Source organism: Paenibacillus sp. FSL H8-0259 (assembly GCF_037963255.1).
GTDB lineage: Bacteria > Bacillota > Bacilli > Paenibacillales > Paenibacillaceae > Paenibacillus_AQ > Paenibacillus_AQ phytohabitans.
In genome coordinates, this window is record NZ_CP150147.1 from 2,379,550 (window position 1) to 2,391,650 (window position 12,101).

Here is a 12,101-nt window from a genome sequence, read left to right on the forward strand (position 1 = left end):
ATTTCATACAACAATCTGCCCAAACACCCGGGTATATAGGTCGCCGAGTTGTAATATGTACAACATTTAAGTCTTTACAGACCTGTACCGTGTAAAAGGTATGAGAGTTAGTTAGGATAAGCCGACAGATTTGGGCAAAATCCACAATCGTTCATAGGGAAATAATCCTTTTACGCATAGAAAAAGATAAATAATTTCAATTGTTTTAATTTGAAGGGAGATAAAATAATGAGAGGTCGTGTGCATACAGAGTATCGGCGTTTAGGGATTTTTGCTGTAGAGACTGAAGACCATGATTTCTCCATAATAGAGGTTCGGAGCGGGCTCCCATCCTTAGGTGACGAACTGGTTGGCGAGCTTAATTCACTTGGTGAAAAGCAGCTGTACAATGATACAACTCTAGAAAAATTGGATGTGTCTATTAAATCTATACATTTAATCCGTGATGATGTGAAGAGAGCTATTATAGATGCTGTAAGAGGGAAGTAGGAAGAAGACTCACATAACTGAAGTGTTTGTAATAGAAAATTTGATCAAGAACGCAGCTTTGGATCTGGCTAAGAATGATTGGAGTTTGGATAAGAAGATTATGTTGCAAACGGAGAATTTCCAATAGGTGATGAATATATGAAGAGGATGACCCAATCTCAGGAAGTCCTCTGCTAGTTGGTGCTCACTTAAAGAAGACGGCCTCGGATGATATTGAAGATTTTAACTTAAATTACCCGGGAGTAGTGAAGCAGTTTATAGTGTATGGTCTGGAAAATGGGTGGAATGGATCAAACAGAATTGAGTTCAGTGATGGGTTAGAAATACTTGAGAATATGGGGTATGACGTGTTATGGCTTAAAGCTGGACCTAGTCCGCAATAATTAATGGGTACTCTTACGCAGGAGGGCACTAGGAGCGTCGGATATGCAGAGGTAACACAAATTTTCAATAAACTATTGATAAAATCAGATTGATTCCATGAGCACTTATTATAAGAGGTGAGGATGATTAAAAAATCGGAAATTGAATTTAAAATGCGTCTAAGAGATGGTTATCCGGGACCCATACGTTTTGCGGACTTTATAGTTGACGGACATTCCTTATATGATAGGTATGCTAAGCATTATGACTTTGTATCATGTTTAGGGTGGGGCAGTGAGGATTTTCAGCAAAAACACATTTCAAGGTTGATATTATTGAGTCAGCCAGATTTCCCCAATGGAAAGAATTCAATATATATATGCCCTGCATGTGCTGATCTGGGGTGTGGGGCAGTATATTCATTTATTGAAATGAATAAAGACATTGTAACTTGGACTTTCATTGATGGCAGAGAACAGTTAATGAATAACTCAAAAACGTTTCACTTTGATAAACAAGATTATATTAAACAAATTAATAGTACATATGGATTAGGCGGGTTTAAATTCCCTTGGGAGAAGTAAACCTTATTCATAAGGAGTGAAAAACTTCTTTTAACAAACCAGCGGCAGCCCAGGACTTCATCCGTCCTTGGCTGCCGCTGGTTGCATTCCCCCTATCCATCCCTCTCCAGCCCCCACTACTCCTGCGACTGCAGAATATGATTCATTCTCCACTTGGACGGTGTGATGCCATAACGCTTTTTGAACTGGGTTGTAAAATAAGTGCTGCTGTTATATCCGACCCGGCCGGCAATCTCGCGGATATCGAGCGTAAGATCCGTGACCAGCAGCAGCTCTGCCTGCTCCAGCCGCAGCTGGTTGACGAAATCCGGGAAGCTGCTGTCCACCTCTTCGGCAATCAGCCTGCTGAGGTAGGCAGGGCTGACTGACAGCTTCTCGGCCAGCGCATTAAGCGACAGGGCGGGGTCGTTATAATGCTCCCTAATATAAGCGGCAGCCTCAGCGGCAATGCTCCGGGTCTGCACCGCACTCATACTGACAATCCGGCCCACGGCTGCGCTGCAGCTGTATTCAATCCACTCGCGCAGCTTGTCATAGCTCTGAATCTGCCAGACCTGCTGATAATCATCCAGAAAGCCGGAATGGCGGTTGCCCCCGCTGCTCAGATCTGCCGTACGGTTCAGCTCAAAGGCAAGCCTTGATACAGCAACGGTAGCAGACTCTGCACGGTAGCTGCAGGCTACCGCCAGCAGTCTTTCCACAGCCTGCGGGATGTGGCTGGCCAGCTCCGGCTGTTTTACCGCCTGCAGTACCGGCTCAAGCGCACTGTCTGGAACCGGGCTGCTGTTCAGATGGACGGTATCGTCGGCGAATATGATATTCTGCTGTGCATGGAATTTAAGATACTGCATGCAGTCTGCCGCTTCAGCGTATTTGGACTTCAGCAGGCCCAGATCACTTTCCAGCCCGCTGATGCCGAACGCGCAGCGGCCGCCGGACTTAAGGCATAGTGCAGCGAGCTCCTCCCATGTACTGCGGTAATGGGCATAATCCCCGAAGCTTCCGCTATAGAGCTCACTCAGAATAAGGACGGCCGACCCTTGATGGGGGCGGAAGATTTGAACCTCGGCCAGCTCCGAGAATGCAGTTTGAATCCGGTGAATGACTTCCTGTACAGGTTCCGGGGCATTCCCGGTCTGTCCCGGTTCCAGCACGGCCAGTACACAGATACAATAAGCACCTTCCGTTGCGCCGATGCCCATCATCGGGAGGACGCCGGAGGGGTCTGCCGCACCGCGCGGGGAGAGCAGCCAGCGCATCAGGGCACTGCCGTCGCTCTCCTTCTTGAGCTGTGCCAGCTTCACACCTATAGATTCCAGCTCCAGATTCACGGTATCCAGGTCACTGCCGGCCTTCAAGGCTTCTTCATTGCCGGAGATATTAGCGATGCTGCCAAACAGCCTGCCGATCGGTTTATAGATCTGCCGGGAAATCAGGTTGGCAGTTAGAGCAGCAGCCAGTATTAGAGCCAGGCAGAGGCCAATCATCAGATTGCGGGCATTTGCAAGCTCACGGATGCTGTCTTTATAGTACATCTCTGATACAAACCACAGCTTATCCTGCGCGGAATACACATAAGTAATCAGCTGCTTGTCTCCGTTGCCCTTATAGACGAAGGAGCCACTTTCAGAGGTGGAGGCAGCGACCTGCTTCAGCATCTCCGGATGTAAGGTGCTGCCGGAGAGTGTGCTGTGCATGAGAATTTCGCCATTCCGGTCAATGACGGCATAACGTGTAGTTCCGCCTTCTTTTTGAGTGAACAGATTGTTCTGGAGCTTGGCGAGATTGACCGTCAGCGCAACTGCGCCGTAATATTCGCTGTCTGCAAAGGCCCGGTCGTTATAAAAGACGGTCAGCAGGGTGACAGGCGTGCCGTTGTTCTGGGTGGTTTGCCACACAAAGGGAGATTCAATAATACGGCTGCTCCGCATCCTCCGGGCCAGCTCCAGCTTGGCTTCCGGGCTTAGCGGCATGTTCTCATAGATGACAGAAGGTTCCTTCTCCCCGAAGATATAGGCGTTCTCCAGATACTGGTTAACGACCAGCGCACCGCGAATCTGGCTTAAGACACTGTAGAGCTGGTCACTCCAGTCCGTCTCTCCGCTCCGCATCAGGGCACTGATGTTCGGGTTGGCATAGAAGTCCATCGTATAGTTCTGAACAATTTCCTTATAGTTCGTGAATACGGTTTCAGTATTTAACAGCACATTCTGGTTAGCCTTGTCGACATTATCAATCGAAATATTCCGGTACCAGTAGAATATCGCCATAGCCAGTACCAGAATACAGCAGACAGAGATCAGGGTCAGGCTCATAAAAAAGCGGGTATACAGTTTCTTTCTCTTTCCCAAGATGATCGCCCCTTTATGTAAATCCTACTACACCTATTCTAGTGGGACAAGCTATTCATTGACAAGAAGGGAGATAGACCAAAATAGCATGAAAGTATAAAAAACGGGAAAAAGAGCATAGAAAGAGCAAGAAAGTTAAACTTATACGAACTATAATTGGTTATGCTTACATTTTGCTCGTTTGAAGGAGGATTTCTGTATTGAGAACTTTCCGCAATCCGGTGCTGCCGGGCTTTTACCCTGACCCTTCCGCTATCCGCGTAGGTGAGGACTATTATCTTGTCACGTCGAGTTTTGAATTTTTCCCCGGTGTTCCTATCTTCCACAGCAAGGACCTGGTGAACTGGCGCCAGCTTGGCCATGTGCTTGACCGTCCGTCCCAGCTTAATCTGGACCACACGATTCCGTCGATGGGCATTTGGGCCCCTACCATCCGTTATCATCAAGGTCTCTTCTATATGATTACAACCTACGTGGACAATAATAAGGATCAGCATAATTTCTATGTGACTGCCGCCGATCCGGCCGGAGACTGGTCAGATCCGGTCTGGCTGGAGGATGCACCGGGTATCGATTCCTCCCTGTTCTTCGATGAAGACGGCAAGGTATATTACACCGGCAACCGTGTTCCTCCCGAAGGCCAGGATTATCCGAAGCATATGGACATTTGGCTGCAGGAGATTGACCTGGAGCAAGGCAAGCTGACAGGTCCGAAGCTCAGCATCTGGCAAGGTGCCCTTAAGGTGGGGCATGCGCAGGAGGGACCCCATGTCTACAAAATCGGCGGCTGGTATTATGTGCTGATTGCCGAAGGCGGCACCGGCCATACCCACGCTATCACGATTGCCAGAAGCCGGAACGTGACCGGCCCTTATGAAGGCCATAAAGCGAATCCTATTCTGACCCACCGCCATCTCGGCAGAGAATATCCAATCGTGAATGTCGGCCATGGAGAACTGGTGGAGACGCAGCATGGAGACTGGTGGATGTTCTGTCTTGCTTCCCGGACCTGCGGCGGCTATTACCGCAACCTCGGGCGTGAAACGTTCCTGACCCCGGTGAAATGGGAGAATGAATGGCCTGTAGTGAATCCGGGCAAAGGCGTGCTGGAGCTGGAAGCGGCAGCGCCTGATCTGCCGGAAACGAAGTGGCCGCAGCTGCCTGCGCGTGATGATTTCGATGCAGCCGGACTCAGTCTCATCTGGAACTTCCTGCGGACACCGCGCGGGGAATTCTGGAGCCTCACTGAACGTCCGGGACATCTGCGGCTGCAGCTCAAGCCGGAGCAGCTGACAGAGATCAGCAATCCGTCTTTCATTGGAAGACGCCAGCAGCACTTAAGCTTCAGAGCAGAAGCTGAAATGGTCTTCAAACCGGGGGCACCAGGTGAAACCGCCGGACTTGCCCTGATCCAGAATGCGGACAACCACTTCCGCTATGAATTGAAGCTGGAGGACGGGAAGCAGGTGCTGCAGCTGATTGTGCGCAGCAGAGGGGACGAGCGGCTGCTGGCATCGGCGCCTTATCCGCAGGACAAGGTGCAGCTTAAGGCAGAGGCCAGAGGACAGGACTACAGCTTCTATTATAGAGCCGACGAATTCGGCTCATGGACGGCATTGCATGAACGGGCTGACGGAAGAGTGCTCAGCACGGACCTGGCCGGAGGATTCACAGGAGCGTACATTGGCATGTATGCGAGTTCCCAAGGGGCGCCAAGCACCAATTATGCCGATTTCGACTGGTTCAGCTATGAAGAAATTGAATAGACAGGAGGGAAGTGGCCTATGAACAGCCAGCAGGATTCCAATCCTTATCCTGTACCTGAACTGCCGCGAATTCCGGAGCGGACGTTCAGGATTACAGATTATGGCGCAGCAGGCGGAGAGCTGCTGCGCACTGCTGCCATACAGGATACGCTTGATGCCTGCGCTGCTGCAGGAGGCGGAACGGTCATCATCCCGCCGGGAATATGGCGTACGGGACCGCTGACGCTGCACAGCCGGATTAATCTGCATGCCGAGCGCGGGGCACTCGTATGTTTCGAACCGGACTTCGCGCTGTATCCGCTGCTCTTCTCCCATTATGAGGGGAATGCCGGCTGGCGCTGTCAGGCTCCGCTGGATGGGGAAGCTCTCAGTGATGTAGCCATTACCGGCGAAGGGATATTCGATGGAAGCGGCGAGGCCTGGCGCCCGGTGAAACGCTTCAAGATGACGGAACTCCAGTGGCAGAGCCTGATTGCCTCCGGGGGAGTACTGGATGAGCAGAATGAGATGTGGTGGCCTTCTGGAGAAGCATTGGTGGGAGAGGCCTACTACCGGCGGCTGCTGGAGGAAGGGCAGACTGAAATGGAAGCTTATCTGCCTGCCCGGGCCTATCTGCGTCCTGCACTGCTAAGCCTGCGGAACTGCAAGCGGGTGCTGCTGGAGGGAGCCACCTTCCAGAATTCACCTGCCTGGTGCCTTCATCCTATGGGCTGTGAGCAGGTTACCGTCAGGCACATCCAGGTGCGTAATCCATGGTACTCACAGAATGGGGACGGCTTGGATCTGGAGTCCTGCACACATGCCCTTGTGGAGCATTGCCGGTTCGATGTAGGGGATGATGCCATCTGCCTGAAGTCGGGCAAAGATGAGGAAGGCCGCAGAGCAGGGATGCCCTGCCAATATATTACCATCCGGCATTGTACGGTATATCACGGACATGGCGGAGTGGTGATCGGCAGTGAAATGTCGGGCGGAGTGCATGCGGTCAGAGTCAGCGATTGCCTGTTCATCGGCACGGACATCGGGCTGCGCTTCAAAAGCGCCCGGGGAAGAGGCGGCATAGTAGAGGATATCCGGATGGAGAATATCCGGATGACAGGCATTATCCATGAGGCGGTTTCTTTCCATATGTTCTATGCGGGAGTTGAGGGCTCTGAAGGCTACGATGAGCAGTCCTTCCCCGTTACGGAGGAGACTCCGCAGTTCCGGAATATCACACTCCGGAATATCACCTGCCATGGTGCGGCAACTGCGCTGCTGGTGAACGGATTGCCGGAGATGCCGCTTGCTGAGCTGACGGTGGAGAATTTCAGCGCCATAAGCAAGCGGGGAATGGTTCTGCGGTACGCCAGCAATCTGAAGCTGGACCGGATCCGGCTAAGGACAGAGGAAGCACAGCCCGTGAAGATGCATAAATGCAGCCATGTAGAGCTCATCCGGTCCGGAGAACTCGTGATCACGGAGAGCCCAGGCTAATGTCCGGGAGAGGCACGCTATTCTTCTATCCTTCATTCAGACTTGGACGACGCCCGCGACCTGGATGCCTTGCGGTATTGGAGCGGAGTCAGCCCGGTTGATCTTTTGAAAGTTTTATTGAAGTGGGACAGATGCTCGAAGCCGACTGTGGAGGCGATCTCCTGAATCTTGGCGGAGGTTCCGGCCAGCAGGTGCTGGGCCTCACGGACTCTGACATGAACAATGTATTCACGGAAATGAAACCCGGTCAGGCGGTGAAAGACGCGACTCAGGTAAGACGGGCTGATGAAGAAGTGTCCGGCAGTCTCTTCCAGCGTAAGCGCTTCGCGGTGATGGCCCCGGATGTAAGTGGCGACATCGGTTACCAGATGATGCAGCGGGTGCTTCGTTCCGCCGGCCTGTGTCGTACTCTCCGAGCGCTGGAGCAGAATCATCAGCTCGGTGAACAAAGTTACGATGATGGCTTCATACAATGGCCGCTGAACACGTGCTTCCTCCAAAATACGGTTCAGCAGTGTCTCCGCCTCATTCTGTTCGCGCAGGGTCAGCCTGAACAGACGGTAGCGGTGGTTCTGAAACCACAAGGCTTCACCTTGCAGCACAAGGGGCAGCAGATCAGGGTCGTAATTGATCAGAATCCGTTCGAATTCGGCCATTTCGGAGCTTGCAGTAGCATGCAGCTCCCGGCCGGGAATCAGAATCAGCTCGCCCTTGTGAACCGTAACGACCCGGTCATCCACAAAGTATACGCGCTCACCCTCTGTCAGATAGTACAGCTCGGTGAGTTCATGGCTGTGGGGGCGCGGCATCGCAGTGATGCCTTTGCGCTTCATATGCTGAATGCTGAACCGTCCTTCTTCTATATGATATTTCGGATTAGGGCTAGTCACGCTGGTCATAAATCTCCTCTTCTCATATGAACCGTTACGGTTATTATAGAATAAATAGAGGTCGCCATGAAAGGAGCCGCACATGTTAATTACAGTATCGAAGAGTCCGGGGGAAGGATACAGCAGTCTGCAGGAGGCGCTGGATTCCATTCCGCCGCAGCAGAAGCAGGCCGTAACCATCCGGATCAAGCCCGGCATTTATGAGGAAAAGATTACAATCGTCCGTGAAGCCCCGCCCATTCTGCTGCTGGGGGAGGACCCGCATTCCACCGTGATTACCTGGAATGATAATGCCCACACTCTGGGAGCGGACGGTGAACCGCTCGGTACCTTCCGCAGCGGCACCCTGAATGTGTTCGCGGAAGGCTTCACAGCCGAGAATCTGACCATCCGGAACGCTTCCGGTCCGGGAACCGGACAGGCGGTGGCCGCCTTTGTTGATGCCGGACAGGCGGTGTTCCGGCGTGTTCGTCTGCTGGGTGACCAGGATACACTCTATACAGGGCAGGGCAAGCAATACTACAACGACTGCTATATTGAAGGCGATGTTGATTATATTTTCGGTGCCGCCACGGCGTTGTTTGAGGGCTGCCATCTGCACAATAAGCGGTCCAGAGGTTATATTACAGCCGCTTCAACACCGGAGGGAGCTGCATTCGGCTATGTATTCCTGAATTGCCGGATTACCGGCGGCGAAGGGGTCAGTGAGGTGTATCTCGGACGGCCCTGGCGGCCTTATGCACATGTAGCCTTCATCCGTACGGTTATGGACGAATCGGTTACCGGCGAAGGCTGGCATAACTGGGGGCAGCCGGACAGGGAGCAGACCAGCCGTTATGAAGAATACGGCAGCAGCGGGCCAGGGGCCTGTCCCGAGAGCCGCGCTGCATGGTCGCGCCAGTTAACTGCAGAGGAAGCTGCGGAGTACCGGGTTCTGACCGTTCTGGACGGCTGGCATCCTGAAGGCTATTAAGAACCAGGAGGAACCCTGATGGAATCATTGGAACAATATATGAAGCAATTGACCGCTTCCGCAGCGCAGGACGCTGCCTTCCGTGAGGACATTCCACACGGGGAGTGGCGGGCAAAGCTTACTGCAAGCTTTACCGGACGGCTTGGCGGCTTTCCGGAGGAACGGGCAGCGCTTGCACCTGTGCTGCTTGAGCGGGTAGCCTGTAACGGATATATACGTGAGCGTGTGGAGATTACCACTTATGAAGGACTTAGAATGGCTATGTATCTTCTGATTCCGGGGCAGCCGTTATCCTCTCCCTGCCCGGCTGTTCTGGCTATTCATGGGCATGGCTACGGCAGCCGTGAGATTACCGGCCTCAATCCGGACGGCTCGCAGCGGCAGGGTGACCCGGGGCTGCATAAGGATTTTGCCGTCTCGCTGGTGAAGCAGGGCTTCGTGGTCGCTGCTCCCGAGGTGCTAGGATTCGGCGGCCGACGGCTGGCAGAGGATATGGAGAGCGGTGAGCCCGGGCGTAATTCCTGCTTCCGCCTATCCTCCGCGCTGCTGATGGCGGGGCAGACGATGGCAGGCTACCGGATCTATGAAAGTATGCGGGCGCTCGACTATCTGCTGACGCGGGAAGAGGTTAACGGTGAACGAGTAGGCATTATGGGCATATCCGGCGGCGGGCTGGTCGCAGGCTTCACAGCTGCACTGGATCAGAGGCTCACCTGTGCGGTCGTCAGCGGGTATGCCAATACGTTTGCGGACAGTATACTGACGCGGAATCATTGTCTGGATAATTATATTCCGGGCATTTTGCTGGAAGCGGAAATGCCTGATCTGCTTGGGTTAATTGCACCTCGCGGCCTGTTCGTGGAGTCGGGAGATGCCGACCCTTTGTTTGGTCCGGCTGGCGCGAAGCAAGCCCTGGACCGGCTGGAGGCGATCTATAACGCAGCGGGGCATGGCGGACAGGTGGAGGCGGATTTTTTTGTTGGAGGGCATGAAATACACGGGGAGCCGGCGTATGCCTGGCTGCGGAAGCAGCTTGCCGGTGCCTGAGCTCAGACTTAGGCTTGGAACATAAGCGACAGGAGGAATAATGATGTCTATCACAGAAACAACAACGTCAGGTTTGTCCCGCAGAATCGCGGATACCTTCATCAGTCAATGCAATGAACACGGGGAACATGAGTATGTCCTGGAGCGCTGGGCCTATGTGCCCGGTATGCTGCTGATGGCAGTGGCCCGCGCCGGTGTGCAGCATGGGGAGTTCGAATATCTCTCCTTCATGCAGCGGCATATGGATAGCTTCATCGGGGAGGACGGCTCGATCCGCTCCTATTCGCTGGAGGAATATAACCTGGATCAGATCAACCAGGGTAAGAATCTCTTCTACCTGTACACGCAGACCGGGGAAGCGCGTTACGCTGAAGCGGCTCATCTGCTGGCGGCGCAGCTTATTGGGCAACCCCGAACTTCAGAAGGGGGATTCTGGCATAAGAAGGTGTATCCTTTCCAGATGTGGCTGGACGGACTATATATGGCTTCGCCGTTTCTTGCCGAATACGGGGCCGTATTTCAGCGTCCCGAGCTGATAGATGAAGCTGCTCTTCAGCTGCTATTGATTGAGCGCCGGACCCGTGACCCGCGGACCGGCCTGCTCTATCACGGCTGGGATGAATCCAAAGAGCAGGAATGGGCGGACTCGACCACCGGCCTCTCTTCCCACTTCTGGAGCCGCGCGATGGGCTGGTACGCCATGGCCGCCGTGGACTGTCTGGAGCATTTCCCGGTCACCCATCCGCAGCGGGGAACGATCATCGGGATTTTCCAGCGGATGTGCGGTGCACTGCTTGAGGTTCAGGACCAGGAGACCGGCCTGTGGTATCAGGTGCTAGATCAGGCAGGGCGCAAAGGCAATTACCTCGAGGCCACCGGCTCCTGCATGTTCGTCTATGCGATGGCCAAAGCGCTGCGGCTGCGTTATCTGGAGCCTTCGTTCAAGGAAGCGATGCTGAAAGGCTATGAGGGCATCCTCACGCATCTGGTTACCGAAGATGAACAAGGCGTTCATCTGCATCAGATCTGCCACGGGGCAGGACTCAGCAAGGACCGGAACGGTTCCTATGATTACTACATTTCTGAGGCGATAGTCTCTGATGCGCCAATGGGTGTTGCGCCATTATTGCTGGCTTCCCTTGAGGTGGAGAAGTACCTTGACGGGCAATAGGCTGCTGCTGTCGGAGCAGACGAATACATGAATACCGGTGAATTGAGCGTCAACATCGTTATAATAGCAGCCGATCCCGGTCCGCCTTTTGTGATAGTATAGGATATTGGATACTTCTAATAGAGGACATGCGGAGGAAGCTATGAATCAGGAATTGCACAGAATAGCTGAGTGGATTAACAGTCAGGCAGAGAGAGTGATCGTGGGGATTTCGGGTCATGGGGCATCGGGAAAGACGACGTTTGCCCATCATCTGATCACTCTTTTGGGGCAGGAGAACTTGAATGTTCTCAATACTGACCCCTACATTATCGGATCTGATCTTAGGCGGTACGCAAGGATTGACTACGAATATAACAATGAACAATATCGTGATAAAATGACCGCCTGTCACCCTGCCGCCCATAACGTGGCTGCTTTGGAGCGAGACATCCGTATGCTGCGGGACGGCTTGGATCTGTATACCATCGGTACGCATTATAGCAAGAGTGCGCTGTTATCTTCTGACAACAGGATTAATATTGTAGAGGGCATGAGCGTGGCTTTTACGGACCCAAGTCTGTATGATCTCAAAGTCTACTTATATACGGATGGGGAGACCGAGCTGAGGCGAAGGGGAATCCGTGATGTGGCTGAGCGGGGGACGGATATTCAGTATTTAATGAAGTCCCATGAACAGCGCAGAATTCAGTATGAATTATTCATGCATCCGTATCATGAGAAGTTCGATATTGTAATCAGGAATCAAGATTAAGCTTAGTTTCGGCGAAAAGAAAGTCATACACAGCTACGGCCCCAGCCTTCCGGTGAAATGGAGAGTTGGGGCCATTTTTTGCTTCTTGGAATGGAAAAAATAAAATCCGAAAATATTACCAATCATTGACCGGAATCATGCTATAATTTTAACGGATTAATAGGTCTTAAGTAATAGATGAGGGAAGGTAACTTATAATTTGTGCGCTTTTATAACTACATAGTCGGGGGTATTAGC

The 12,101-nt window shown here is 52.6% G+C and carries 10 protein-coding genes; 8 read left to right on the forward strand and 2 right to left on the reverse strand.

All coding sequences use genetic code 11. The annotated features are described in order from the left end of the window. Window positions 1-228: 228 nt before the first annotated feature. Both NSU01_RS10095 and NSU01_RS10100 read left to right on the forward strand, forming a co-directional pair. A complete protein-coding gene (locus NSU01_RS10095; protein WP_042135206.1) occupies window positions 229-489 on the forward strand; it encodes a hypothetical protein in 261 nt (86 codons plus the stop codon). Window positions 490-995: 506 nt separating this feature from the next. Further along, window positions 996-1,436, forward strand: coding sequence for a hypothetical protein (locus NSU01_RS10100; RefSeq protein WP_076242686.1), 441 nt, complete (start codon window positions 996-998; stop codon window positions 1,434-1,436). Between the two features lie 116 nt (window positions 1,437-1,552). On the opposite strand, the gene NSU01_RS10105 is transcribed toward NSU01_RS10100, so the two are convergent. Then, a complete protein-coding gene (locus NSU01_RS10105) occupies window positions 1,553-3,787 on the reverse strand; it encodes an AraC family transcriptional regulator (protein ID WP_076242687.1) in 2,235 nt (744 codons plus the stop codon). 200 nt (window positions 3,788-3,987) lie between these two features. Here NSU01_RS10105 and NSU01_RS10110 point away from each other — a divergent pair, with 200 nt between their 5' ends. Both NSU01_RS10110 and NSU01_RS10115 read left to right on the forward strand, forming a co-directional pair. Further along, window positions 3,988-5,553 (forward strand): glycoside hydrolase family 43 protein, encoded by a 1,566-nt coding sequence (locus tag NSU01_RS10110; RefSeq protein ID WP_042135210.1) that lies wholly within the window; start codon window positions 3,988-3,990, stop codon window positions 5,551-5,553. Window positions 5,554-5,571: 18 nt separating this feature from the next. Then, the gene (locus NSU01_RS10115) at window positions 5,572-7,029 is read left to right on the forward strand and encodes a glycoside hydrolase family 28 protein (RefSeq protein WP_076242688.1); all 1,458 of its coding nucleotides are present in this window, start codon (window positions 5,572-5,574) and stop codon (window positions 7,027-7,029) included. A gap of 32 nt (window positions 7,030-7,061) precedes the next feature. Here NSU01_RS10115 and NSU01_RS10120 read toward each other — a convergent pair whose 3' ends face one another. Next, a complete protein-coding gene (locus NSU01_RS10120) occupies window positions 7,062-7,928 on the reverse strand; it encodes an AraC family transcriptional regulator (RefSeq protein WP_042135215.1) in 867 nt (288 codons plus the stop codon). 73 nt (window positions 7,929-8,001) lie between these two features. Between NSU01_RS10120 and NSU01_RS10125 the strand changes: the two genes are divergently transcribed. The 4 genes from NSU01_RS10125 to NSU01_RS10140 all read left to right on the forward strand — a co-directional run bounded on the left by NSU01_RS10125 (window position 8,002) and on the right by NSU01_RS10140 (window position 11,864). Continuing rightward, window positions 8,002-8,892: a pectinesterase family protein gene (locus tag NSU01_RS10125; protein ID WP_042135216.1), complete on the forward strand. Its 891-nt coding sequence runs from the start codon at window positions 8,002-8,004 to the stop codon at window positions 8,890-8,892. A gap of 18 nt (window positions 8,893-8,910) precedes the next feature. Further along, complete coding sequence (locus NSU01_RS10130) at window positions 8,911-9,939, forward strand: alpha/beta hydrolase family protein (RefSeq protein ID WP_076242689.1); 1,029 nt, start codon at window positions 8,911-8,913, stop codon at window positions 9,937-9,939. A 40-nt stretch (window positions 9,940-9,979) separates the two neighbouring features. Continuing rightward, the gene (locus NSU01_RS10135) at window positions 9,980-11,110 is read left to right on the forward strand and encodes a glycoside hydrolase family 88 protein (protein WP_336101518.1); all 1,131 of its coding nucleotides are present in this window, start codon (window positions 9,980-9,982) and stop codon (window positions 11,108-11,110) included. Window positions 11,111-11,252: 142 nt separating this feature from the next. Then, window positions 11,253-11,864, forward strand: coding sequence for a phosphoribulokinase (locus NSU01_RS10140; protein WP_076242691.1), 612 nt, complete (start codon window positions 11,253-11,255; stop codon window positions 11,862-11,864). Window positions 11,865-12,101 lie beyond the last annotated feature (237 nt).